This is a genomic window from Mycobacterium sp. NPDC050853 (genome assembly GCF_040653875.1).
Lineage (GTDB): Bacteria > Actinomycetota > Actinomycetes > Mycobacteriales > Mycobacteriaceae > Mycobacterium.
Window position 1 is genome coordinate 75011 of sequence record NZ_JBFAGW010000005.1, and the last position, 23985, is coordinate 98995.

Consider the following 23985-nt stretch of genomic DNA (forward strand, 5'->3'; position numbering starts at 1 on the left):
GCTGTCGCCATGGCCTCTCGCGATCACGGCGATCCGGGCGATGCGCCCACCATCGCCCCACCCCTGACAGACGTTGCCAATCCGGCTAGACCATCGGCCGCCGAGGAGGCCCGAACCGTCGCGGCGTCCACGAACATCGCGACGCTTGCGACTCTGTCCGCCGAGGGTGACCCCTGGGCTTCGCTGGTCACCTACGGGCTGCTGGACGGGGATCCGGTGCTGTGCGTCTCGCGAATGGCCGAGCACGGCCGCAACCTGATGCGTGATGCCAGGGCAAGTGTTTCGATCGTGGCGCCCAACCCGCCCGAGGACCCGCTCGCCAATACCCGGATCACCCTCGCCGGGGCGGTGCGCCAGCCGAGTCCGGAAGAGTTACCCGCGGCGCGAGAGGCGCATATCGCCGCGGTGCCGGCCGCTCGTTACTACATCGAGTACAGCGACTTCACCGTCTGGCTCCTGGCGGTTGACCGAGTGCGTTGGGTTGGTGGCTATGGCCGCATGGACTCGACAAGTGGTTCCGAATATCATTCGGCCTCATCGGATCCCGTCTCCACCAACGCCGCCGGTGCCATTAGTCACCTCAACGATGACCATGGGCAGGCGCTGCTCGATATGGCGCAACGACTGGGCGGATATCCGGACGCTACCGCGGCGCGCTGTGAGCGGGCGGACCGGTACGGGTTGGACATCAGGGTGAGCACTCCGCGGGGGTGGGCGGTGACCCGAGTCGGATACGTCGATCCGATTGATTCGATCGACGACCTACGGCTCGCCACGGTGCAGCTGGCGCAGCTAGCACGTTAGGGCGTTGGTTTCCGCCAATCAGTGAGATTGTGGATAACTTGACGATTGCTCGAATGGCTGTGGATAACAGCATGATCCGATCGTTACTCGAACGTACGTTCTAGTAACGTGATGGCATGTTCCCCACCGATCCAGCTGCCGAGGCGGCCCGGCTCGTCGACCGAATCGCCGAGCTAGAGCGGATGAAGGCCGCGGCCGCCGCGGAGCAAGCTCATGCCACGGTGCTGCTCGACCGTGCCCGCCGTGCGGATGAGGCCGCCAAGGGAGTGCCTCGGCGTCGGCAGGGGATGGGAGTAGCCGCGGAGGTGGCCTTGGCGCGGCAGGATTCGCCGGCCCGTGGCAGCCGTCACCTCGGCTTCGCGAAGGCGCTCGTCCACGAGATGCCTCACACGCTCGCGGCATTGGAGTGCGGCGCGCTCAACGAATGGCGCGCGACGATTCTGGTGCGCGAAACCGCCTACCTCGTCGTCGAGGACCGGCAGAAGATCGACGTCGAGATGTGCGCGGACGTGGCGTGGCTGCACGGAATGGGCGATGCCAGGCTCACCGCAGAGGCGAAACGCCTGGCCTATCGGCTGGATGCCGAGGCCGTGGTGCGCCGTGCACGTCGAGCGGAGAGTGAACGCCGAGTATCCATCCGTCCTGCACCCGACACCATGACCTACCTGACGGCACTGCTGCCGGTGAAACAGGGAGTGGCTGTGTACGCGGCTCTCAAACGGGCCGCCGATACATCAATGGATCCTGTTCGCGGCCAAGGGCAGATCATGGCCGACACCCTGGTGGAACGGGTGACCGGCGTATCAACCGCCGAGGCTGTGCCCATCGGCGTGAACATCACGATCTCCGATGAGGCCCTACTTGGCGGGGGTGTCGAGCCCGCCACTATCGCGGGTCACGGACCTGTCCCTGCGGGAGTGGCGCGCAGGCTCATTTCCGATGCCGTCAGCGCCGGTGCGAAGGTCCTCGCGCGGCGGTTGTATCGATGCTGTGGCACGGGTGCCTTGGTGACCTCAGATTCGCGAAGTCGCCTGTTCCCCAAGGGATTGGCCGAGCTGATCGACCTCCGCGACCAAACCTGCCGCACACCGTACTGTGACGTTCCGATTCGCCACCACGATCATGTCGTCGGGAGTGCACGGGGTGGGGCGACCTCATTCGACAACGGTCAAGGCCTCTGCGAGCGATGCAACTACGTCAAAGAGGCGCCGGGTTGGAACGCAACGTCTGTGCTCGGTCCGGATCGGCACACCGTCGAGATCACGACACCGACGGGAACCGTCTATCGGTCCACGGCGCCACCACTGCCTGGGTAGATCCGGGTAAATGGCCACACGGCGACGACATAGATAAGTACGACCGTGACCGGCACGATGAACGGCAGCCAGGACTGTCCCTGCACGGGTAGTGCTGTGGCGAGCAATGCCGCGCATGCGAACAGCAGCGCGGGAATGATCACCTCATTTCTGACGGCAATGACGGCGGAGGGCAAGTGCAGGGGATAGGCGGTGAGCAGATAGGTCGCGGCCGCGAGGCCGGAGAGCGTTGCCAACACTGCGGGAGTGTTACCCAGCGCCAATGCACCGATGGCCGATAGCACCGCGAGTATCGCGGCTATCCGAAACCGAAGACCGGCGAGAACCAAGACCGTCGCGCAAACCGATACCGGTACAGCATATTTTGTGATCCCACCGACCGCTGCTGTCACCATCAAGAGGCCGAGAGCGGCAGCGACTATCGCGCGTACGTTCATCTGCGCCGTCCGATTCGTTGGCGCTGCGGTATGAGATGCATCGCGTGGTTGAGTCCGGCGTCCTGGCTCCAGGCGATCACATCGACACCCGTCACGGCGATGTTGCGGTACATCCGCGAGCGCTCCAACCGCCACCAACGCGCGACGATCGGATCTGGTTCTACACGAAATGGCAAGCGATCGAGCACATCAACCACCAGGACGGGGTGCCCGCGTCGCCGAAGGTCGGTAAGCGCAAGGCCGAAATCGGCATTCAAAAGGGTGGAAAATGCCACGACGATCGAGTTGGGCGGCATCGCTGCACGTGGGGCAAGCGCGCTGGGGCTTTGCGAATGCCACTCTCCGGCATCGAGAATGGCATCAAGCACGCGGTAGAACTGGTGACGGCCTATATCAGGAGAAAGCCACCGCGGTGCACTGCCCAACACGACAACGCCCGCGCGGTCGCCGCGCTGCAACACCGACTGCACGAGCTGCGCCGCACCGCGCGCGGATCGCTCGGTCGCCGTGGTCGCCGGGCCCAACGGCTGCGGATAGGCGTCGATGAGAACAACGAGATCGGCTGCGCGGTCCGTGAGCCGGTCGGTGACATGTAAGCGTCCCCGTCGCGCGCTGACTCGCCAATTGACCGTCCGCAGAGAGTCGCCCGGGACATACTCACGGATATCCGCGTACTCGACGCCAGACCCATGGTGTCTCGTCAGATGTGTGCCGATTCGATCGGGTAGCTCGGCAGGTGGTAGCGCGACATCCTGCGGGTCCGCGGATGGATACACACGCAACTCGGCGACAGAAAGCGGGATCGGAGCGCCAACCCAGAGCCCGGATGTCGACATCGTATGAACCTCAACCGCAATGGTGTACCGGCCCCATCGCGGGGCCGACACATGCATCGTCACCTGGTTGGGCGCGGTCGCCTCGTCCACCGTGATCTGCAGACCATCGATGTGCACGGGTCGCAGCCGGTAGACCACGGCCGCATCGCTCGACTCGACCGATGCGGTGAAGGTCACCGTCTCAGACTCCAAGCACCGCAATGGACTTGGCATATCCGACGCCCATACCCGGGCCTCCGCAGGCTTTCTGGCGGCGCCGACGAGGATGCCGAGGAACGGCGACGCGAAGAGGATCAGCTGCCACCGCCCGGCGATTACCGCGAGCACCAGCGCGACGGCGGTGCAGGCGGCCAGTGCCGATACCAGCGGGGAAGCGCGCCAACCGATCATCCGGATGCTCGCGGTACCGGCAGCCGATGGAGCAGCTCGTCGACCACATGCGCGCCGGTGATGCGGCGCACCCACATCTCGGGGCGCAGACTGATGCGGTGCGCCACCGCGGGCACTGCCAGTGCCTTGACATCCTCGGGGATCACGAAGTCACGCCCCAACAGCATGGCTCGGGCCCGTGACATCTGCACCAGGTCGAGCTCGGCGCGCGGGCTGGCACCAACCTCGACATGCGAGTGATTGCGCGTCGCCGCGGCCAGGGCGACGACGTAGCGAAGGACGTCCGGATGCACCGAAACCTGTTCGACCGCCTCTCGCATCATGATGAGGTCTTCGGCGGCGACCACTTGCGACACCGTCTGCTGCGCTGATCCCCGCGTCAATCGACGCTGCAGCATTTCGATCTCAAGGTCCTCGGTGAGGTAACCCAGTTCGAGCCGGACCGCGAATCGGTCAAGCTGAGCCTCCGGTAACGGATAGGTTCCCTCGTACTCAATCGGATTATCCGTTGCCAACACAACGAACGGTGTTGGCAGCCTGCGAGTTTCACCGTCGATGCTGACCTGCCCCTCTGCCATCGCTTCAAGCAGTGCCGACTGCGTCTTGGGTGGGGTTCGGTTGATTTCGTCCGCCAGTAGGAGGTTCGTGAAGATCGGCCCGGTCCGGAATTCGAACAGCCCGGACGACATGTCGTAGATCGTGGAACCCAGCAGATCCGCGGGCAACAGATCGGGAGTGAATTGCACCCGGGCGAAATCCAGACCCAGGGCGGCCGCGAACGACCGGGCGATCAACGTCTTGCCCAGGCCCGGCAGATCCTCGATGAGCACATGACCGCGCGCGAGGATGGTCAGCAGAATGAGTTGTAACGCATCGCGTTTGCCGACAACCACACGTCCGATCTCGTTCAGTACCGCATCCGCGTGCTGGGTCGCGACGGTGACCGGAAGTGTCATCACATCTGTTCCAATCGTTCGAGTATCGACTGCAGTACCGCGCGGCCGGGAGCGGGATCAGCGCGGTCCGCGTACGACGCGCCATTCGGATCGACCCAGAGCCATAACTCGGGGCCAAATGTCATGCGACCGGTCGCGGCGAGCGCAGCTCGATCTTTGGACTGGCGCTGACCCGCCGCCGTCTGGAAGTCCGCCGCGATGAGCGGACGCAGGTGCCGATCCCAATCGCCACGGGTCCGTTCGGCCCAACTGATCCTCGCCTCGGCGCGGGCAAGCCATCGCTGCAACGTCTCATCCGCCTGGGGGCCTAGCGCGTCCAAGGGCTTGGGGTCAGGTGGGATTCGCACCTGCGTCCACAGCAAGTACAGCGCGACGGCCACAACAACGCCGGTGACCGGAAGGGTGAGCGCGCGCAGCGGGGTCGCAGCCACACTCGCCTCGGTCACGATCACCAGCAGCAGCGCGGCCGGCACCAGCCATTTCACTGTCTGCTCCGAAGGTCGTCCAACACGGTTTGCAGCCACCGCGCGGCGGATTCGCGGTCGGTTTGGGTCATCTGGTGCGGGCTGAATCGAGCTTCCGAGAAGAGTGAGACAAGCTGTGTGCCCGCGTGGGACTGGAGTGCACCGATATGGACTGCCCGCTGCAAGACTTCCGATGGGGTGTCTGACGCGAGTGGTGCCGCATCGGGTGCCGCGGTGAGTCCCTGCTCCATTGCCGCGTAACACGCAATGATCGATGCGCGCGGATCGCGCCCCGGTTCGGCGACCTCAGCGAGGCCGAGCTCAACGAGATGGGCCAGGGATCCGGACGTCGTATCAGCGCCTTCGGGTGCCGCGGATTGAGCAATGCCGCCGACGGCGGCGTCCGGCGCGCGCCCCCTCAACACAAGGACCATGACGGCCATACCGACCAACACCGCGCCGAGGATCAACAGTGGCGTGTCGGGCTGCTCCCGTTCGGGTTTGGCGCGTGGGGCCTGACGCGGCTCGGTGCTATCTGCCCGCCTCGGTTCCGAGGTACTTGAGGCCGGCTCCCGCACGGGATTTTCCCCCGTTGGCCTGGTCAGATAGAGCGACGTCCAGAGCGCGCCGACCAGGAGAAGCGTGCCCACGAGGGCGATGATCGCTTCGCGTCGGCTCAGACCCCGCAACCGCAAATACGACGGGCCCGCGGCGAGCGCTGGCTGCTGGCGTCGCCGACGAAGGCTCAGCAGTATGAGAATGGATAGGGCACCACATAGCAAGAGCTGCAAGGCTATTGAGTGAACCTCATCCCGAGGTTGTTCGGGTTGAGGGAGTGCCTTCGCGTCCGGCAGATAGCTGCGCAGGGCGACGACCGATAGCGCGACAAGGACGATGAGCCCGGCCACTCGAATGAGCGGCCTGTTGGCACCGTTCATGCCTCATCGTTGCACGACGACGACCATTCAGTCCCTAGATCTCGAGAAGGAGCTAGTAAATGCTGCGCTCCACCATTCGGATGTGATTGCCGGATGGGTCGCGGAACGCCGAATCTATTCCGTAGGGCCGTGTTTCGGGCTTCTCGGCGAATTCGAGGCCGCGCGCCGACATCTCCTCGTAGGACTTCTTGCAATCATCGGTGGTGAGAAACACGGTGCCCGCGAATCCCTTGGCGGCCAGGTCGAGCACCGACTGGCGGGTCGGCTCATCCATCACCGGTTCACCGGGCACCGCCATCAACACAATGTCCACATCGGGCTGTCCGGGCGGACCCACCGCCAGCCAACGGAAGTCGCCCAGCTCCGGCATGCTCACATCCGAACGGACTTCAAAGCCAACCTTTTCCGTCCAGAACGCCAGCGCGGCCTCCTGGTCGTGAACCCACAATTGCACACTGCCGATTTTCGCCATGCGCCCACGCTAGAGCCGCACGAGGGCATCCGTCTTCTCCATATGTGCTGTTTTCATATCCGGCCTGGTGCGCATGCGCAGGATGCAGCCGGGCACTCGGGCATAGGTCGACGCGGGCGGCATGCTCGCCCGATAGACGGTGGGGGACACACCGAAGGTGCGGGTGAATGTCGAGGTAAATGACCCGACGCTGCGCAGGCCGACCTCCACACAGATATCGGCAACGGAGTGATCGGTGTACCGCAGTAGCGCGGCCGCCCGCTCCAGCCGTCGCGATTGCAGATACGCGTGCGGCGACTCTCCGAACGTCCGACTGAACATTCGGCTGAAGTGTGCGCGGGACAGCCCCGCGGCCGTGGCCAGATCCGTGACGGTGATGTCATCGGCGTACCGCGAATCCACCAGGTCCTTGGCCCGGAGTAGATATCGCGCCGGCGGCGCCTGAGTCATGAATAGGTGCCCTCTGGGATGAGGTTGGTGATGCAGAATGGGTGACCGGCCGGGTCGATCAGCACCCGCCAGCCGGCAGAATTGGGTTGAACTTCGGCCTTGGTGGCGCCGAGGCCGAGGATGCGCGCCTCTTCGGCATCCAGGTCTGCGGCTGCCAGCTCGAGGTGTAGTTGTTTCGGCACCGCACCTGCTGGCCACTGCGGCGGCTGATGGTCGGCCACCCGCTGGAACGTCAGCAATACGGCTGCGCCCTTCAAGGCGACCATATCCGGGCTCTCGAACAAAATCTCCAGGTCAAGAACCTGCTGGTAGAACCCGGCCAGCGCCGCTGGATCGGAACAGTCGATCGATATTGCGCCCAGCCGAGCCGTTGTCGTCATGGTGATGAGCTTGTCACGAGTAAGATGACCGCGCGGACGAGTTGGCCGGGCGGCTGCGCGTTGCGGGAGATATCCCGCGACACGAGGAAAGTCCGGACTTCACAGAGCAGGGTGATTGCTAACGGCAATCCGAGGTGACTCGCGGGACAGTGCCACAGAAAACAGACCGCCACCACTGAGTCTTTCGGGAGTCAGCGGTGGTAAGGGTGAAACGGTGCGGTAAGAGCGCACCAGCGGACCGGGTGACCGGTTCGGCTCGGTAAACCCCACCCGAAGCAAGGCCAAAAGGCTGTGCTTGCACAGCTGCGGAAGTGTTCGAGGGCTGCTCGCCCGAACTTCCGGGTAGGCCGCTTGAGGTACCCGGCGACGGTGTGCCCAGATGGATGGTCGCCGCTACGCGGCCGCGGCTAGCCCGTGGCTGCGTGGAACAGGATCCGGCTTACAGGCCAACTCGCCCGCCTCGCACTACCCTGACGTGGTGACGTTGAAGCGACTGGTCGCCCGCGACCTCAGCTTCGACGGCATCCGTACGGAGTTCGCGCTTCCCGCCGAATTCGGTTCCGACGTACAGCGCGATGCCGAACAGGCCGTAGACCGTTACCGCAGTGAGCGCATCGACCGCACCGATCTGGGGCTGGTCACCATCGACCCGCCCGGGTCGCGCGACCTCGATCAGGCCCTGCACCTGGAACGCACCACCAATGGTTATGTGCTGCACTACGCCATCGCCGATGTCGCCGCGCAGGTTGAACCCGGCAGCGCGTTGGACCTCGAGGCACGCCAACGGGGCGAGACCATTTACCTGCCCGACGGTTCGGTGCCGCTACACCCATCGGTGTTCTCCGAAGGTTCGGCGAGCTTGCTGCCCAACGAGATTCGACCCGCCGCGCTATGGCGCATCGAAACCGATGACGACGCCAACCCGGTCAACTGGAGCGTCCAGCGCGCCCTGGTGAAATCGGTGCAGCAGCTGAGTTACCGGGAAGCGCAGGACGCCGCGGACGCCGGACACTCGCACCCCGCCATCGCCGTACTCGCTGAATTTGGCCGCAAGAGAAGAGATCTCGGACTGGCCAGGGGTGCTATCGAACTGAACCTCCCGTCCCAGGAAGTGGTGCGCGGCCGCAGTGGCGAGTGGGAACTCGCTATCGAGGCCCGTACCGAAACCGACGGCTGGAACGCGCAAATATCCCTGCTCACCGGGATCTGCGCGGCGCAGATCATGCTCGACGGCGATGTCGGCATTCTGCGCACGCTGCCGCCCGCGGACGGTGATGCGCGTCGGTGGATGCGTCGCACCGCCGACGCGCTCGGACTGCCCTGGGTAAACGACATTCCGATAGGGTCGCAGCTCGCCGCGTTGGACCCCTGCGCCACAACCACATTGGCGATGATGACACAAGCCACCACACTCCTGCGGGGTGCTTCCTACCTGGTCTTCGACGGAAACCGCCCGGATGACCAGGCCGCCCAGCATGCGGGCATCGCCGCCCCCTACGCACACGTGACCGCGCCACTGCGCAGGTTGGGGGATCGATTCGCCACCGAAATCTGCCTGGCGCTATCCGCAGGCACGCCGGTCCCGCAATGGGCACGTGATGGTCTTGCCGACGCCAGATCGTCGCTGCTGAGCTCGAACACCTTGGCCAACAAGGTGGAAAAGGCCTGTGTGGACCTCACCGAGGCCACGGTGCTCGCCCCGCAGAAGGGCCAGACCTTTGATTCGGCGGTGCTCCGGGGTGCCGAAAAGAAGCGGCCCGCAGAGGTTTTCGTGACCGATCCGCCAATCCTGGCCCGCTGCGAAGGCGATCCGCCCGAGGGCCAGCGGGCCAAACTCAGCCTGCGTGAAGCAGATCCGGACAGCCGGACCGTGCTCTTCGGCTTTCCGGCCGACGGCAGCTGATCACTTCTTGTAGCGCACGGCCCTACGGAGCGCCTTGAGCGTCGTCTCCACCTGGTGGCGTGCGGATTCGGCCGCATCGTGGTCACGCTGGTACAGCACCCCGTACGTGAAGGTGTCCTCACCGGCGGTGTGCGCCTCGGCGGCCTGCGTGGCCACATAGGTGCGGCTCACCACGCTGTCCTGATGCTCACCCAGCAGCTCCTGAATATCCTTGGCTGCTTGGGCGATTCGCTTGGCGCCCTCCGCGCTGGCCACATAGCGCAGGCGCTTGGCCGACTTGCGGATCCGGTGCAACGCCTCATCGCGATACTCGCCCTCGGCGCGCGCCGCCGCCCGCGCCGCACGGCGCAACTTGCGGTACGCAGCATCGAGCGAGCCGCCCTCATCCGAATGATGGGTGCCCGGTGCCGGGCCCGCGGAAGCTACCAGCGTGTCCAAGGAATCGAGCAGCCGGAAATAGCGATGACTGCGCATCGCCGCGAGGGACCGGTGTAATCCGTTGTCGTACCGCTCCCTGGCCGCATCCACCAGCCGTTCATGCACCGGGCCGCGAATCAGCTCCTCGGGGATCTCGGCGAGTGCAGATTCGTACCGCTGTGCGAGCACCTCGGCGTCACGCGCCACCCCGAGGATGTTAGCCAGTAGACGGAGCTCGTCGAGCGGCTCGGGATTCGTGTCCAGGCCGAAGCGCTCTGGATTCGACTGCAACAGGCTGCGGATGCGCCGGATGGTGACGCGCATCTGGTGCACCGAATCATCGGTGTCCACCCGGACCGCGCGGTCCCAGCCCTGTAGCTGGTCCAGCTGTTCGAGCAGTGCCCGCTGGATCGAGTCGGTTCCTTGGGGGCGCTCGCGTTCGGGCACGTCAAGAACCCGGGCCAGCTTGGAACCATGGCCAGCAGGGGCCGCACCGGCGTCGAGTAGGCGTGCGGTGACCCGGTCGAACAGTGCGGTGTCGCCGGAAACCGACAGCTCCAGCTCCCATTCCCGCCAGCTCTGCTCGGAGCCCTCCTCATCGGAGTCCTGGCCCACCAGCCGGGCCGCGGTCACGTGGTCATCGCAGAATTCCGCGAGCTGCTCACCGTCCGCGCCGATCAGTATCAGCACCGTGCGGGCGGTACTGATACGTGCGACAGGAGCCAACTCGTTCTCGCGCACCACCGCGAGCACGGTGTCACGCAGTTCTTCCGGGACTGCAAGGGAATCCGCGTCATTACTCTCGAGGGGCAGACGTAGCTCGGTTCGGGTATCCGGCCCCGCAGGCAGCTTCACATGCCATCCCGCGTCGGTACCGCCGGTGCGGCGACGCAAGGTTATGCGATGTTGAGCCAGCCGCTTGTCGGGTGTGTCAAAGTACACGGCGTCCAAATGTTGCTGGGGCTGCTGCTCCACATGAGTGACGGCGGAGATTCCGTCGAATGACGGATTGATCGTCGCGTCCGTGACGTCGAACTTTCGCTCGACCTCGACGTGTTGAGATGGCATGAAATGTGTGCCCTGACGGTCGAAGGGACGGGATGCTCGGGTGCGCGGGCGAGACGATTACGCGACACGGTGCCACATTCAGGTAAACAATGGTCACGACTCGTCACGGGGTAATCTAAGATTCTCTTAGGGTTCTCATAAGGTCGGGGTATCGGTTTGGAACGCGATATTCGTTGCGCACCGCGTGTGGTGCCGGGTGTTGGTGTTCTGTGGTCGGTATCGTCCCCTCATGGGACGCCAGCCGTATCCACAGCTAGACCGAGGTCACCATGAAGTTACTTGTTGAGGAGTACCTGAACGGTAAGGGCGAAATCGTCTTGCCGGATGGCTATACCGTCAACTACTACCTTGAGCGTGCCATCAGCGAGCTGGGCGATGCCTTTGCCTACCGCTATCTGGACTTCAACACGAACTCCGATGGCGAACCTAACGACCTCAACTGGACGCAGCTTGGCCAGCGCTCTCGCGCGGTCGCGGCGAGACTCCAGCAAGTAACCAAGCCCGGCGACCGCGTCGCGATCTTGGCCCCTCAGGGCATCGAGTACGTCATCGGCTTTTTCGCGGCGATCGAGGCCGGAAACATTGCGGTCCCATTGTTTGCTCCGGAACTTCCCGGTCACTCCGAGCGGCTCGACGCGGTGCTCACCGACGCAGAGCCGACCGTCGTCTTGACCAACAACGCCGCGGCCGAATCCGTCAGCCGGTTCGTGCGTGGCCTGCCCCGTGACCGACGTCCGCGTGTGCTCGCCGTCGACAGTGTCCCCGATTCGGTGGGCGACACCTACGTCAAGGTGACCCCGGATACCGACGACATCGCGTACCTGCAATACACCTCCGGATCCACCCGGGTGCCTGCCGGTGTCGAGATCACCCACCGCGGGGTGATGACCAACGTGTTGCAGATGATCTTGTCCCTCGGCCTGGACGAGAGCACTCGTTGTGTCAGCTGGCTGCCGCTCTATCACGACATGGGCTTGTTATTGACCTTCTTCCCGCTGTGTGGCGGCCGGGTCACCCTCATGTCGCCGGTCTCCTTCGTACGTCGCCCTGGACGGTGGATCAAACTACTGGCGGCAGAGGCGAAGCTGGGCCGCACCCTGGCAGCTGCCCCGAATTTTGCCTTCGAGCTCACCGCCGAACGTGGCTTGCCCAAAGATGGGGAGACCCTCGACCTGAGCAATGTGGCGGGGTTGATCAACGGTTCCGAGCCGGTGAGCATTGCCTCGATCCGCAAGTTCAACGAAGCGTTTGAACCGTATGGATTGGCGTCGACCACGATCAAACCGTCGTACGGCATGGCCGAGGCGACGCTGTTTGTCTCCACCATCGCCCCCGACGCCGAGGCGTCGGCGATCTACCTTGACCGCGAGCAGCTCGGTGCCGGACATGCGGTCAGGGTGAGCGCGGATGCCGAGAACGCGGTGCCACAGGTGTCCTGCGGCAAGATTTCGCGCAGCCAGTGGGCTGTGATCGTCAACCCGAACGCGGACACCGAGCTGCCCGACGGTGAAGTCGGCGAGATCTGGCTGCACGGCGACAACATCGGCCGCGGCTATTGGGGCAGGCCCAAGGAGACCGACTTCTCGTTCCGCAACAAGCTACAGGCCCGGCTTGACCACAGCAGCCATGCCGGTGACACCGAGCCCGGCGCCACCTGGTTCCGCACCGGAGATCTGGGCGTCTACCTCGACGGCGAGCTGTACATCACCGGCCGAGTCAAGGACCTCGTCATTATCGACGGCCGTAACCATTACCCACAGGACATCGAGGCCACCGTCGAGGAGGCCTCAGCCGCGGTGCGGCATGGTTTCGTGGCGGCGTTCTCGGCGCCCGTGAACGAGCTGCCTGTCGGCGTCGGCCAGGACAACGGGACAGGGGAGCGCTTGGTCATCGTCGCCGAGCGTGCCGCCGGTGCGGGTCGCGCCGATCCGGAGCCCATCGTCGATGCCATTCGCGCTGCCGTCTCACGGCGCCACAACCTGCCCATTGCCGATGTGCAGTTGGTTCAGGCGGGCGCGATACCGCGCACTACCAGCGGAAAGCTTGCACGCCGAGCGTGCCGCCAGGAGTATCTGGACGGCAAGCTCGGCGTGCGCGCCTAAAGTTTCCGACGAAGAACTTCAGTACGAGTGCTCGGGGGCGGGGAATACGCCGCGAGCCACCTCATCGGCATACTGCTCGGCGGCCTTGCGTAGCTCCGCGCCGACCTGACCGAACTGTCTGACGAACTTGGCGGTCTTGCCGCTGGTCATCCCGGCCATGTCCTGCCACACCAGCACTTGGGCATCGCAGTCCTTGCCCGCGCCGATACCCACGGTGGGGATGGTGAGCTTGCCGGTGATCTGCGTTGCCAGGTCCGCGGGCACCATTTCCATCACGACGGCGATCGCACCGGCCTCCTGCACGGCGATTGCATCGGCGACGAGCTGCTCGGCGGCGTCATCGCGGCCCTGAACCCGGTATCCGCCAAGGCCGTTCACGCTCTGCGGGGTGAACCCGATATGCGCGACCACCGGAATCCCGGCGGCGGTCAGCGTGGCGATCTGCTCGGCAACCCGTTCTCCGCCTTCAAGTTTCACCGCATGCACGCCGGCTTCTTTCATGAAGCGGGTGGCCGTTGCGAGAGCCTGAGCAGCGCCACCTTCGTAGGAACCGAAGGGCAGGTCGGCGATCACCAGCGCCTCGGTGGCGCCGCGAACCACACCGCGCGCCAATGGAATCAGCTCGTCGGCCGTGATCGGCACGGTGGTGTCGTACCCGTAGATCACGTTCGCGGCCGAATCCCCGACCAGCAGAACGGGAATCCCGGCATCGTTGAATACGCGGGCGGTGGAGTAGTCGTACGCGGTGAGCATCGACCACTTGTGGCCCTCGGCCTTCCACTTCTGCAAGTGGTGCGCGCGGGTCTTAACGCGGGGTTTGCGCTCCGTGTCGGAAGCAGCGCCATACAAGGCAGATTCGGACATCTCGGACATGAATGAGTCACCTCATCGATCGAATTCCTCAAGGCCCGTCTGGGTCCCTGGGTTTCTAACGATCTTCAGTCTGCCACTGCGTGGCGATGAGGTGAATAACAGAGAGGGTGGATTTGATCACACCGGCAGTCACGGCATTTGGTCACGACGGAATACCCGGCTCGCCTAGCCTGTGCGCATGCAGCGGCTTTCCGGACTCGACGCCAGTTTCCTCTACCTGGAAACACCCACCCAACCCATGCACGTGTGCGGGGTACTGGAATTAGACACCACAACCATTCCTGGTGGCTACTCGTTCGAGAAATTACGGACGAAGCTGATGGAACGGGTCGAGGGCATCTCGTCCTTCAAGGAGAAGCTCGCCGACAGCCGCCTGAACCTGGATCACCCGGTGTGGGTCGACGATGACGACTTCGACATCGACCGGCACCTGCATCATGTCGGCCTGCCCGCACCCGGAGGCAGGGCCGAGATCGCGGAGATGTGCGGACACGTCGCCTCACTGCCCTTGGATCGCGCCCGGCCGCTGTGGGAAATGTGGGTCATTGAAACCGGAGCGACCGGTGGCGGCACCCGCCTGGTGGTTATGACCAAGATGCACCACGCCTCCGTCGACGGCGTTACCGGCGCCAACCTGATGTCGGCGCTCTGCGGCCTGGAACCAGACGCGGAAGCACCCGAACCCGCCGCGGGCGTGGGCGGCGCCAACAGCCTCGAAATCGCGATCACCGGAGCCCTCAAGTGGGCGTCGCGGCCACTGAAGTTCGCCAAACTGCTGCCCGCGACCATCGGGGTCATCCCGGCCTGGCTGGAACGCTCGAAGCGCGGCGAGGCGATGACGGCGCCCTTCTCGGCGCCGCGCACCTCCTTCAACTCCACGATCACCAGCCGCCGCAACATCGGGTACGCCCAGCTGGACCTCGAGGACGTCCGCGCGGTCAAGAACCACTTCGGCGTCAAGGTCAACGATGTCGTAATGGCCATCTGTGCCGGTGCGCTGCGCAAGTACCTTGAGGATCGGGGCGAGCTCCCGGAGAGCTCGTTGGTGGCCATGGTTCCGGTTTCGGTGCACGAGAAGTCGGACCGGCCGGGCCGAAATCAGGTGTCGGGCATGTTCTCCCGTCTGGAAACCAATGTGAATGACCCAGTCGATCGCCTTAGAGCGATCGCCGAGGCCAACAACGTCGCCAAGGAACACACCGCCGTGCTGGGTGCCACCCTGCTGCAGGACTGGAGCCAATTCGCGGCGCCTGCGGTCTTCGGAACCGCGATGCGGGTCTACTCGCGCATCCGGTTGGCCGACCGCCACCCGGTGATTCACAACCTGGTGGTTTCCAATGTGCCGGGACCACAAGTACCGCTGTATTTCTTGGGCGCCGAGGTCATCGGGATGTACCCGTTGGGGCCGATCTTTCACGGCGCCGCGCTCACCGTCACGGTGATGTCGCTGAACGGGAAGCTCAACGTCGGCCTGATCTCCTGCCCCGATCTGATGCCCGACCTGTCCACGCTGACCGACGATTTCGGCGTGGCGCTGCAGGAGCTGAAGGCTCGCATCTAATCCGGCGGGCACGAGCGCAGCGAGCGGGGAATTGGCGGGCTCATGGCACCATGGCTGACATGATGTTTCGTGGGCTTGCCCGCTCTGGGTTGCTGCCGCTACTGGCTCTTGCCTCGGTGGTAGCCGTCGTCTCTGGTTGTGTGCGTTCGGTGGAGGGCGAGGCGATGGCCGCGCGCCTGTCGCAGGGCACCCTGAACTGGGGCGAGTGCGGCGAGTTTGTCCCGGAGAACCAGACGGTGCCGGCGAGCACCCAATGCTCGGAACTGGAGGTTCCCGTCGACTACGCGAAGCCCGACGGAGCCAAGGCGCGGCTCGCGATCATCAAGTACCCGGCGAAGGGCAACAAGATCGGGTCGCTGCTGATGAACCCAGGCGGCCCCGGACAGTCGGGTATCGAGGCCGCCATCGAGATCGTCAAGCACGCGCCCAAGGAGATTCGGGAGCGCTTCGATTTCATCGGGTTCGATCCGCGCGGGGTCGGCTCGTCCACACCGGCGATCGAATGCAACACCGACGCCGACGTGGATCGGATGCGTGCACAGAACGACACCGACTACAGCCCCGAGGGTGTTGCTCGCATGGAGCAGGACTCCAAGGACTTCGTGAAGCGCTGCCTGGACAAGGTGGGCAAGGAGTTCTTGGCCAATGTCGGCACCGTGAATGTCGCCAAGGACATGGACCGGATGCGCGAGGCGCTCGGCGACGACAAACTCACCTACCTGGGCTACTCGTACGGAACCCGCATCGGGACCACCTATGCCGAGCAGTTCCCGCAGAACGTGCGGGCCCTCATCCTTGACGGCGTGATCGACCCCAACGCCGATCCAACCCAGGCCGATATCGACCAGATCGCGGGATTCCAAAAGGCTTTCGACAACTACGCGGCCGACTGCACCAAGAACCCGACTTGCCCGCTGGGTACCGATCCGGCGCAGACGACGGCCCGCTACCGGGCCATGGTCGACCCGCTCGTCGAGCATCCGGTCAAAACCAGGGACGGCCGCGGTCTCTCTCATGCCGACGCCATCATCGGCACCATCATGGTGATGTACTCGCCCACACTGTGGGACACCTTCACCAAGGCGCTGCGCGAACTCAGCGAGGGCGGGGGCGACATTCTGCAGCTGCTTTCCGACGCGTACATGAAACGTGACGACGAAGGTCACTACAGCCACGCACAGGACGCGCAAACCGCCATCAACTGCGTCGACGAACCGCCGCAGACCGACCGCGCCAAGGCCATCGAGAAGGACCGGCGCATCCGGGAAGTGGCGCCGTTCCAGGACTACGGCACGTTCACGGGTAATGCTCCGCTGGGTGTGTGCGCGTTCTGGCCGGTACCGGCGACCAGCAAGCCGCATCCCATCAACGTGCCCGGTCTGCCCAAACTGCTGGTGGTGTCCACCACCTACGACCCGGCGACGCCGTACCAGGCGGGCGTTGAGCTGGCCAAACAGCTCGGCGGAGGCTTGCTTACCTACGACGGAACCAAGCACACCATCGTGTTCGACGGGAACCAGTGCGTCGACCAAGCGGCCCAGGACTATCTCATCAAGGTCACGACTCCGGCTGAAGGCACCCGCTGCTGAGCACTTTTGGGGTCCGACGTGGCACGATGTGGCCCATGATGCGGATGCGCCGGGCGTTGCCGGTGATTCTTTTGATGTTCTCGGCTGCGATCCCGGCCATCCCCGCGGCCGCCACGCCGCTCCCGGCGCCGGGTCCCGCCCTGCAGGCGTTCTACGACCAGCAGGTCACATGGGGGAGCTGCGCCGGCTTTGTCGGTGACACCAGCCGCATCCCGACCGCACGGTGCGCCAAGGTGAAGGTGCCCGTCAGCTACGAGAAGCCGACGGGTGCAGTCGCGCAGCTGGCCGTGCTGAAGGTGCCCGCCACTGGCAAGCGCGTCGGCGCCCTGCTGGTCAACCCCGGTGGACCGGGAGGGTCGGGCGTTGACCTGGCAGCCGGCATGGGTGCCAAGCTGGCCGAATCCGCAATCGGGCAGAGCTTCGATATCGTCGGGTTCGATCCGCGTGGTGTCGGCGGTTCCACACCGACCCTGCGATGCCGCACCGACGCCGAGTTCGACGCCTTCCGTAAGGAGCCGCTGGCTGACTACAGCCAGGCCGGCGTCGCCCACATCGAGGGTGTATACCGCCAATACGTCGCCGAATGCGCAAAACGTATGGGGCTGGATTTCCTTGCCAATGCCGGAACTGCCTCCGCGGCAAGGGATATGGACATCATCAGGGCAGTGTCCGGGGACAGTAAGCTGAACTACCTTGGCTACTCCTACGGCACCGAGCTGGGTACCCAGTACGCCGAATACTTCCCGCAGAACGTGCGCACGATGGTCCTCGACGGCGCGATCGACCCGACTATCGACCCGGTGGAGTCCAACGTCCGGCAGATGACCGGGTTCCAGGTGGCGTTCAACGACTATGCGGCCGACTGCGCCAAGGACCCCAAGTGCCCGTTGGGGACCGATCCGTCGCTGGCCGTCAAGAAATTCCACCAACTGATTGATCCATTGGTGGCCAAACCCGCCAAGACCAACGACCCGCGCGGCCTGGGGTACCAGGACGCCATCACCGGCACTATCCAGGCGATGTACACGCCGCGGTACTGGAAGTACCTCACCTCGGGTCTGGCGGGCCTGGTCGACGGCAGTGGACCCGATGACCTGCTGTGGCTGGCCGACCAGTACCAGGAGCGCGACGACCAGGGGCAGTACGACAACCTGCAGGACGCGTTCAATTCGATTCGGTGTGTCGACGGGCCGACACCGAAGGACTCCGCCCCCTGGGTAGCGGCCGATAAGACGCTGCGGCAGCAGGCGCCGTTCTCGAGCTATGGCGAGTTCACCGGATATGCCCCACGCGATATGTGCGCCTTCTGGCCGGTGCCGCCGACCTCGGCTCCGCACACCCCGTCGACCCCCGGCCTGCCGCCGGTGGTGGTGGTCTCCACGACCCATGACCCCGCGACCCCCTATGAGGCCGGGGTGGCACTGGCGCAGCAGTTGGGTGGATCGCTCATCAGTTACGAGGGCACCCAGCACACCGTCGCCTTCAACGGAGAGGCCTGTGTCGACGAAGCCGTCACGCGCTACTTCGTCGACGGCACCGTTCCACCCAGGGACGTGCGGTGCTGACGGACGCTATGTCGACGCAGATGTAATAGCCTCTCCCCATGGATCGTCAGAAGGAATTCGTGCTGCGGACGCTGGAAGAACGCGATATTCGTTTCGTCCGGCTGTGGTTCACCGATGTGCTCGGTTACCTCAAGAGCGTGTCCATCGCGCCCGCTGAACTAGAGGGTGCGTTCGAGGAGGGCATCGGCTTCGACGGGTCGTCCATCGAAGGCTTCGCACGTATTTCCGAATCGGACACCGTCGCGCACCCCGACCCGTCGACATTCCAGGTGCTGCCGTGGACGACGAGCGCCGGAAAGCACCACTCCGCACGCATGTTCTGCGATATCAAGCTGCCGGACGGATCACCGTCCTGGTCCGACCCGCGGCACGTGCTGCGTCGCCAGCTCGCCAGGGCGAGCGATTTGGGCTTCTCCTGCTACGTGCACCCCGAGATCGAGTTCTTCCTGCTGAAGAACATGCCCGATGACGGGTCGGCGCCGATTCCCGCCGATGACGCCGGGTACTTCGACCAGGCCGTGCACGAGGCGGCGCCCAACTTCCGTCGCCACGCCATCGACGCGCTCGAATCCATGGGCATCTCGGTGGAATTCAGCCACCACGAGGGTGCGCCGGGTCAGCAGGAGATCGACCTGCGCTACGCCGACGCGCTGTCCATGGCCGATAACGTGATGACCTTCCGCAACGTGGTCAAGGAAGTGGCGATCATCGACGGTGTGCATGCCACGTTCATGCCCAAGCCGTTCAGCGATCACCCGGGCAGTGCGATGCACACCCATATGAGCCTGTTCGAGGGCGATACCAACGCCTTCCACAACCCCGATGACCCGCTGCAGCTTTCGAGTGTCGGCAAGTCCTTCATCGCGGGAATCCTGGAGCACGCCAACGAGATCAGCGCTGTCACCAACCAGTGGGTGAACTCCTACAAGCGTCTGGTGCACGGCGGCGAGGCGCCGACGGCGGCATCCTGGGGTGCGGCCAACCGCTCGGCGCTGGTGCGGGTTCCTATGTACACGCCCAGCAAGTCGTCCTCACGTCGCATCGAGGTGCGCAGCCCCGACTCGGCCTGCAACCCGTACCTGACGTACGCGGTACTGCTGGCCGCCGGCTTGCGCGGAGTGGAGCAGGGCTACACGCTCGGACCCGAGGCCGAGGACAACGTCTGGCAGCTGACCGCCGCCGAGCGGCAGGCCATGGGCTACAAGGAACTGCCCAGCACATTGGAGAACGCGCTCATCGCCATGGAGCGTTCCGAGCTGGTAGCGGAAGCCTTGGGAGAGCACGTCTTCGACTTCTTCCTGCGCAATAAGCGGGCCGAGTGGGCGCGCTACCGCAGCAATGTGACCCCGTTCGAACTGCGGGCCTACTTGGGTTTGTGAGGTGACCCGAGCCTCCACCGAGCGTTCGAAGGTTCCCAGCGCTGGAAGGCTGGGGCTCGTCGATGCACGGGCCGCCTCGCTGCTCGAAGAGCTGGGCTGGACCACCGAGACGCATATCGCGCAGCTGTGGTCGCTCTCACGGTCACCCGATGCCGACGCCGCGTTACTCACCCTGATCCGGCTCCGCGAGGCGCTGGGAACCGAGTGGGCCGCACTGGATCGAGAGCTGAGCGACGACGCCGCCATGCGAGGCCGACTGCTGTCGGTGATCGGATCTTCACTGGCACTCGGCGATCATCTGGTGGCGCACCCCGATCGTTGGCGTCTGCTGGTCGGGGAAATCGAGCTGGAGTCCAAAGATGCTCTAAAGGAGCGATTTTTAACGGCCGTCGGCTCCGTTGGGGGACGCGCCTCGGTATCCGAGCCCGCTGCCATCTCTGCGCTGCGGGACGCTTATCGAGACCGGCTATTGGTACTCGCCGCACTCGACCTGGCGGCCACCGTCGAGAACGAACCGGTGTTGCCGTTCCCGGTGGTGGGTCAGCACCTGTCCGATCTCGCCGATGCGGCGTTGACGGCGGCGCTGGCCGTCGCGGTGTCACTGGTGGTTCCCGATGGGCAGGACCCGCCCCGACTCGCGGTCATCGCGATGGGCAAATGCGGTGCGTGCGAACTCAACTACGTCAGCGATGTCGATGTCATCTTCGTGGGGGAGGAGGCCGATTCGCTGACCACCCGCGTCGCCGGGGAGATGATGCGCATCGGCTCCAGCACCTTCTTCGAGGTGGATGCGGGGCTGCGGCCCGAGGGCAAGCGGGGGGCGCTGGTGCGCACCCTGGATTCCCATATCGCGTACTACAGACGGTGGGCCAAGACCTGGGAATTCCAAGCACTGCTGAAGGCGCGTCCCGCCGTCGGCGATCCGGAACTGGGCAAGGCATACGTAGACGCACTCATGCCGATGGTGTGGACCGCCTGCGAGCGTGAGGATTTCGTAACCGAGGTACAGGCCATGCGCCGCCGAGTGGAATCGTTGGTGCCAGCGGAGCTGCGCGAGCGTGAGATCAAACTGGGCACCGGCGGGCTACGTGACGTCGAGTTCGCGGTGCAGCTGCTGCAACTCGTACACGGGCGGGTGGATGAGTCGCTGCATGTCGCGTCGACTATCGAGGCACTAGCGGCGCTTTCCACAGCCGGATACATCGGGCGCGACGACAGCGCGAACCTCACCGCCTCGTACGAGTTCTTGCGGCTGCTGGAGCACCGGCTGCAGCTGCAGCGCCTCAAGCGCACCCACACCCTGCCCGCGCCGGAGGACACCGAGGCGATGCGCTGGCTGGCGCGCGCCGCTCACGTGCGCCCGGATGGGCAGAACGACGCCGTCGGGGTGCTGCGGGCAGAGATCAAACGCCAGGCAATGCGAGTGTCCCGCCTGCACAGCAAGCTGTTCTACCAACCGCTGCTGGAATCGGTGACCGAGTTCGACAAGGAAGCGTTGGGGCTCTCCAACGAGGCGGCAGTACGCCAGCTCGCCGCGTTGGGTTACCAGTCACCGCAGCATGCGCTCAGTCACCTGTCCGCGCTGACCAAGGAGGGCGGCCGCCGCGGGCGCATCCAAACTATCCTGCTGCCAACGCTTTTAGACTGGTTGGCGGATACCCCCGATCCGGATGCCGGGCTGCTGGCCTATCGCCGGGTGAGCGAGGCGCTGGTTGACCAGACCTGGTACCTGCGCACCCTGCGCGATGAGGGCGCGGTGGCCAAGCGGCTCATGCAGATCCTGGGCACCTCCGCCTATGTGCCGGATCTCATCATGCGGGCACCCGAGGTGATCCAGCTGTACGGCGACGGGCCTAGCGGCCCCAAACTTCTTGAGGCCGAACCGATTTCAGTGGCGGGCGCGCTGATCGCGTCCTCGGCCCGGCACGCCGACCCGGAGCGGGCGATCGCGGCGGCACGAACATTGCGGCGCCGGGAGTTGGCGCGGGTGGCCTCGGCCGATCTGCTGGGCCTGCTGGATGTGATCGACGTGTGTCAGGCGCTGACATCGGTGTGGGTGGCGGTGCTGCAGGCGGCCCTGGACGCGGTGGTCAAGGCAAGTGTCCCCGCAGATTCCGAGGCACCGGCCGCGATAGCCGTCATCGGGATGGGCCGTCTGGGTGGCGGTGAACTGGGCTACGGATCCGATGCCGACGTCCTCTACGTGTGCGAGGCGCGTGGCGATAGCACCGATGCCGAGGCCGCGGGATGGTCGGCGTCGGTGGCTGAAAAGGTTGGCAAGCTGCTCGGTGCGCCGAGTACCGACCCGCCCCTGCAGGTCGACACGGGACTACGTCCTGAGGGGCGCAACGGGCCGATGGTGCGCACGCTGGCGGCCTACGAGACGTACTACGCGCAATGGGCACAGGCATGGGAGGTGCAAGCGCTGCTGCGCGCGCACAGTGTCGCCGGGGATGCCGATCTCGGGCTGCGGTTTCTGCGCATGATCGACAAGACGCGGTATCCCGCCGGCGGTATCGCCCTGGACGCGGTGCGCGAGATCCGCCGGATCAAGGCACGGGTGGATGCCGAGCGGCTGCCGCGCGGGGCCGACCCCAATACCAACACCAAGCTGGGCCGCGGCGGGCTGGCCGATGTGGAGTGGACCGTGCAGCTGCTGCAGTTGCGGTACGCCCACGAACATCAATCCCTGCACAGCACCTCGACCCTGCAGACATTGCACGCCGCGGCAGAGGCGGGCCTTGTCGACGCCGAGGATGCCGAACTGCTGCGACAGGCCTGGCTGACCGCCACCAATGCCCGCAATGCGCTGGTGCTGGCGCGAGGCAAGCCCACCGACCAGCTGCCCGGCCCCGGCCGGCTGCTCAACACGGTGTCTGCCGCGGCGGGCTGGCCGGATCACGACGGCGGCGAGTTCCTGGACAATTATCTGCGGGTGACCAGGCGTGCGAAAGCGGTCGTACAGCGCGTCTTTGGGGAGTAGCTTCGTGCCGATCCCAATCGGCTGATCCAGACCTTTCAAGGAGTGGTTCATGAAGTGCACATCGATCATCGTGGGTGTCGGCGTGGTGGCAGCCGCCCTCGGCATCGCAGCACCCGCCCAGGCGAAGCCGGGTGACTGCACCGTCTCGGAGGAGGCTCGGCTCGATGCGGTGGCGTCAACCAAGCGGGCCGAGTACCTGGAGAGGCATCCCGACGTCAACACCGGGATGAGCGACGCACTCAAGAACACCCCCGGAGACGGTGAGGCGAAGCATGACGCGGTGCAGGTGTACCTCAACGCCAACCCCGCTGCCAAGGCCGACCTGGACGCGATCCGGCAGCCGGTTCAGGACTTCAAGACCAGGTGCTGGTCCGAGGGGTAGGCACCCGACGAACTTCACCGACGTAATTTCTGCCCGGCTTCTAATGGTTCCTTAACGTTAGGGCCATGACCGTCCAACCAACGCTCGATAGCGTCCCGGACGAGTCGGCATATCGTCGGCTGTAATGCTGAACAAGGAGTACTCCATGAAGTTCACCTCTGCTGTACTCAGTGGTGTTGTTGGTGCCGGTGCTGTTGCCGGCGCCCTGGCATTCGCGGGTGCGGCCACTGCCAAGCCCGGCGATTGCACCGCTGCAGAGTTCGCCCGGACCCATTCGACTGTGTCGAGCCAGGTCGCGAGCTACCTGGACAAGAACCCGACGATCAACGACGGCATCACCAAGGCCGCCAAGGGCGCACCCGAGGGCGAGCGACGTGAAGCCATCAAGACCTACCTGGATGGTCAGCCCGCAGCCAAGGCCGAGCTCGACAAGATCCGCCAGCCGCTGACGGGCCTGAAGAGCAGCTGCGGTGCGGACACCGATGACGACAAGCCGGCCCCCGCCGCGCCTGCAGGTCTGGTCGGCCAGCCTGCACAGCCCGCCACCGAGAATGCTCCTGCCGAGCAGCCGCAGCAGCCGTGGAACCCCTTCGCGCCGCAGCAGCAGCCGGCCGAGGAGACCGCCAACACCGAGCAGGCAGCGCCCGCAGCTCCGGCGAAGCCGGCTTCGCCCGCCGTCACCGCCGTGGTCGATCAGCAGGACGCCTAACAACACCATGA

21 protein-coding genes and 1 other RNA gene are annotated in these 23985 nt (G+C 65.0%); 12 read left to right on the forward strand and 10 right to left on the reverse strand.

Going from position 1 to position 23985, the window contains the following annotated elements:
• Positions 1-9 precede the first annotated feature (9 nt).
• Positions 10-804, forward strand: a complete 795-nt coding sequence (locus tag AB0H22_RS17320; protein ID WP_358147642.1) for a DUF2470 domain-containing protein — start codon at positions 10-12, stop codon at positions 802-804.
• A 116-nt stretch (positions 805-920) separates the two neighbouring features.
• Positions 921-2120, forward strand: coding sequence for a DUF222 domain-containing protein (locus tag AB0H22_RS17325; protein WP_358147645.1), 1200 nt, complete (start codon positions 921-923; stop codon positions 2118-2120).
• Here AB0H22_RS17325 and AB0H22_RS17330 read toward each other — a convergent pair.
• The 8 genes from AB0H22_RS17330 to AB0H22_RS17365 are packed head-to-tail and all read right to left on the reverse strand — an operon-like array spanning position 2087 to position 7443.
• Complete coding sequence (locus tag AB0H22_RS17330; protein ID WP_358147647.1) at positions 2087-2557, reverse strand: hypothetical protein; 471 nt, start codon at positions 2555-2557, stop codon at positions 2087-2089. The genes AB0H22_RS17325 and AB0H22_RS17330 overlap by 34 nt on opposite strands.
• Complete coding sequence (locus AB0H22_RS17335; RefSeq protein ID WP_358147650.1) at positions 2554-3783, reverse strand: DUF58 domain-containing protein; 1230 nt, start codon at positions 3781-3783, stop codon at positions 2554-2556. The genes AB0H22_RS17330 and AB0H22_RS17335 overlap by 4 nt, the downstream gene beginning before the upstream one ends.
• Entirely contained in the window at positions 3780-4739 is a 960-nt protein-coding gene (locus tag AB0H22_RS17340; protein ID WP_358147652.1) for a MoxR family ATPase, read from the reverse strand. Before AB0H22_RS17340 ends, AB0H22_RS17335 begins: the two co-directional genes overlap by 4 nt.
• Positions 4739-5224, reverse strand: coding sequence for a hypothetical protein (locus AB0H22_RS17345; RefSeq protein ID WP_180751490.1), 486 nt, complete (start codon positions 5222-5224; stop codon positions 4739-4741). Before AB0H22_RS17345 ends, AB0H22_RS17340 begins: the two co-directional genes overlap by 1 nt.
• Positions 5221-6141: a DUF4129 domain-containing protein gene (locus AB0H22_RS17350; RefSeq protein ID WP_180751489.1), complete on the reverse strand. Its 921-nt coding sequence runs from the start codon at positions 6139-6141 to the stop codon at positions 5221-5223. The genes AB0H22_RS17345 and AB0H22_RS17350 overlap by 4 nt, the downstream gene beginning before the upstream one ends.
• 52 nt (positions 6142-6193) lie before the next feature.
• On the reverse strand, positions 6194-6613 hold the full coding sequence (locus AB0H22_RS17355; RefSeq protein ID WP_180751488.1) for a VOC family protein: 420 nt from the start codon (positions 6611-6613) through the stop codon (positions 6194-6196).
• 9 nt (positions 6614-6622) lie between these two features.
• Complete coding sequence (locus tag AB0H22_RS17360; RefSeq protein WP_180751487.1) at positions 6623-7063, reverse strand: helix-turn-helix transcriptional regulator; 441 nt, start codon at positions 7061-7063, stop codon at positions 6623-6625.
• Positions 7060-7443 carry a VOC family protein gene (locus tag AB0H22_RS17365; RefSeq protein ID WP_358147655.1) on the reverse strand — a complete coding sequence of 128 codons (384 nt, stop codon included), beginning with the start codon at positions 7441-7443 and terminating at the stop codon, positions 7060-7062. The genes AB0H22_RS17360 and AB0H22_RS17365 overlap by 4 nt, the downstream gene beginning before the upstream one ends.
• A gap of 37 nt (positions 7444-7480) precedes the next feature.
• On the opposite strand from AB0H22_RS17365, the gene rnpB reads away from it, so the two are divergent.
• Both rnpB and AB0H22_RS17375 read left to right on the forward strand, forming a co-directional pair.
• Positions 7481-7901, forward strand: an RNA gene (gene rnpB, locus AB0H22_RS17370) — RNase P RNA component class A.
• 20 nt (positions 7902-7921) lie between these two features.
• Positions 7922-9346 (forward strand): RNB domain-containing ribonuclease, encoded by a 1425-nt coding sequence (locus AB0H22_RS17375; RefSeq protein ID WP_358147658.1) that lies wholly within the window; start codon positions 7922-7924, stop codon positions 9344-9346.
• Here AB0H22_RS17375 and AB0H22_RS17380 read toward each other — a convergent pair whose 3' ends face one another.
• Positions 9347-10831, reverse strand: coding sequence for a CYTH and CHAD domain-containing protein (locus AB0H22_RS17380; protein WP_180751484.1), 1485 nt, complete (start codon positions 10829-10831; stop codon positions 9347-9349). It abuts the gene before it with no gap.
• A 269-nt stretch (positions 10832-11100) separates the two neighbouring features.
• Between AB0H22_RS17380 and AB0H22_RS17385 the strand changes: the two genes are divergently transcribed.
• The gene (locus AB0H22_RS17385) at positions 11101-12933 is read left to right on the forward strand and encodes a fatty acyl-AMP ligase (RefSeq protein ID WP_180751483.1); all 1833 of its coding nucleotides are present in this window, start codon (positions 11101-11103) and stop codon (positions 12931-12933) included.
• 18 nt (positions 12934-12951) lie between these two features.
• On the opposite strand, the gene panB is transcribed toward AB0H22_RS17385, so the two are convergent.
• Positions 12952-13797: a 3-methyl-2-oxobutanoate hydroxymethyltransferase gene (gene panB, locus AB0H22_RS17390; RefSeq protein WP_180751605.1), complete on the reverse strand. Its 846-nt coding sequence runs from the start codon at positions 13795-13797 to the stop codon at positions 12952-12954.
• Positions 13798-13984: 187 nt separating this feature from the next.
• On the opposite strand from panB, the gene AB0H22_RS17395 reads away from it, so the two are divergent.
• The 7 genes from AB0H22_RS17395 to AB0H22_RS17425 all read left to right on the forward strand — a co-directional run bounded on the left by AB0H22_RS17395 (position 13985) and on the right by AB0H22_RS17425 (position 23974).
• The gene (locus AB0H22_RS17395; protein ID WP_358147660.1) at positions 13985-15367 is read left to right on the forward strand and encodes a wax ester/triacylglycerol synthase family O-acyltransferase; all 1383 of its coding nucleotides are present in this window, start codon (positions 13985-13987) and stop codon (positions 15365-15367) included.
• A 59-nt stretch (positions 15368-15426) separates the two neighbouring features.
• Positions 15427-16956: an alpha/beta hydrolase gene (locus tag AB0H22_RS17400; protein ID WP_358147663.1), complete on the forward strand. Its 1530-nt coding sequence runs from the start codon at positions 15427-15429 to the stop codon at positions 16954-16956.
• Positions 16957-16991: 35 nt separating this feature from the next.
• Positions 16992-18521, forward strand: coding sequence for an alpha/beta hydrolase (locus AB0H22_RS17405; protein ID WP_358147665.1), 1530 nt, complete (start codon positions 16992-16994; stop codon positions 18519-18521).
• A gap of 38 nt (positions 18522-18559) precedes the next feature.
• Positions 18560-19900 carry a glutamine synthetase family protein gene (locus AB0H22_RS17410; protein ID WP_180751479.1) on the forward strand — a complete coding sequence of 447 codons (1341 nt, stop codon included), beginning with the start codon at positions 18560-18562 and terminating at the stop codon, positions 19898-19900.
• 1 nt (position 19901) lies between these two features.
• Positions 19902-22883 carry a bifunctional [glutamine synthetase] adenylyltransferase/[glutamine synthetase]-adenylyl-L-tyrosine phosphorylase gene (locus AB0H22_RS17415; protein ID WP_358147667.1) on the forward strand — a complete coding sequence of 994 codons (2982 nt, stop codon included), beginning with the start codon at positions 19902-19904 and terminating at the stop codon, positions 22881-22883.
• Positions 22884-22932: 49 nt separating this feature from the next.
• On the forward strand, positions 22933-23265 hold the full coding sequence (locus AB0H22_RS17420) for a hemophore-related protein (RefSeq protein ID WP_180751477.1): 333 nt from the start codon (positions 22933-22935) through the stop codon (positions 23263-23265).
• Between the two features lie 145 nt (positions 23266-23410).
• Entirely contained in the window at positions 23411-23974 is a 564-nt protein-coding gene (locus AB0H22_RS17425) for a hemophore-related protein (RefSeq protein WP_180751476.1), read from the forward strand.
• The last annotated feature ends 11 nt before the right edge of the window (positions 23975-23985 follow it).

Excerpts from the sequence above, each read along its gene's own strand:
- AB0H22_RS17425 (WP_180751476.1), top strand. The coding sequence starts at position 23,411 with ATGAAGTTCACCTCTGCTGTACTCAGTGGTGTTGTTGGTGCCGGTGCT.
- AB0H22_RS17405 (WP_358147665.1), top strand. The coding sequence starts at position 16,992 with ATGATGCGGATGCGCCGGGCGTTGCCGGTGATTCTTTTGATGTTCTCG.
- AB0H22_RS17385 (WP_180751483.1), top strand. The coding sequence starts at position 11,101 with ATGAAGTTACTTGTTGAGGAGTACCTGAACGGTAAGGGCGAAATCGTC.
- AB0H22_RS17335 (WP_358147650.1), bottom strand. The coding sequence starts at position 3,783 with ATGATCGGTTGGCGCGCTTCCCCGCTGGTATCGGCACTGGCCGCCTGC.
- AB0H22_RS17360 (WP_180751487.1), bottom strand. The coding sequence starts at position 7,063 with ATGACTCAGGCGCCGCCGGCGCGATATCTACTCCGGGCCAAGGACCTG.
- AB0H22_RS17350 (WP_180751489.1), bottom strand. The coding sequence starts at position 6,141 with ATGAACGGTGCCAACAGGCCGCTCATTCGAGTGGCCGGGCTCATCGTC.
- AB0H22_RS17380 (WP_180751484.1), bottom strand. The coding sequence starts at position 10,831 with ATGCCATCTCAACACGTCGAGGTCGAGCGAAAGTTCGACGTCACGGAC.
- AB0H22_RS17355 (WP_180751488.1), bottom strand. The coding sequence starts at position 6,613 with ATGGCGAAAATCGGCAGTGTGCAATTGTGGGTTCACGACCAGGAGGCC.
- AB0H22_RS17395 (WP_358147660.1), top strand. The coding sequence starts at position 13,985 with ATGCAGCGGCTTTCCGGACTCGACGCCAGTTTCCTCTACCTGGAAACA.
- AB0H22_RS17330 (WP_358147647.1), bottom strand. The coding sequence starts at position 2,557 with ATGAACGTACGCGCGATAGTCGCTGCCGCTCTCGGCCTCTTGATGGTG.
- AB0H22_RS17320 (WP_358147642.1), top strand. The coding sequence starts at position 10 with ATGGCCTCTCGCGATCACGGCGATCCGGGCGATGCGCCCACCATCGCC.
- AB0H22_RS17325 (WP_358147645.1), top strand. The coding sequence starts at position 921 with ATGTTCCCCACCGATCCAGCTGCCGAGGCGGCCCGGCTCGTCGACCGA.
- AB0H22_RS17340 (WP_358147652.1), bottom strand. The coding sequence starts at position 4,739 with ATGACACTTCCGGTCACCGTCGCGACCCAGCACGCGGATGCGGTACTG.
- AB0H22_RS17365 (WP_358147655.1), bottom strand. The coding sequence starts at position 7,443 with ATGACGACAACGGCTCGGCTGGGCGCAATATCGATCGACTGTTCCGAT.
- panB (WP_180751605.1), bottom strand. The coding sequence starts at position 13,797 with ATGTCCGAATCTGCCTTGTATGGCGCTGCTTCCGACACGGAGCGCAAA.
- AB0H22_RS17420 (WP_180751477.1), top strand. The coding sequence starts at position 22,933 with ATGAAGTGCACATCGATCATCGTGGGTGTCGGCGTGGTGGCAGCCGCC.
- AB0H22_RS17400 (WP_358147663.1), top strand. The coding sequence starts at position 15,427 with ATGATGTTTCGTGGGCTTGCCCGCTCTGGGTTGCTGCCGCTACTGGCT.
- AB0H22_RS17410 (WP_180751479.1), top strand. The coding sequence starts at position 18,560 with ATGGATCGTCAGAAGGAATTCGTGCTGCGGACGCTGGAAGAACGCGAT.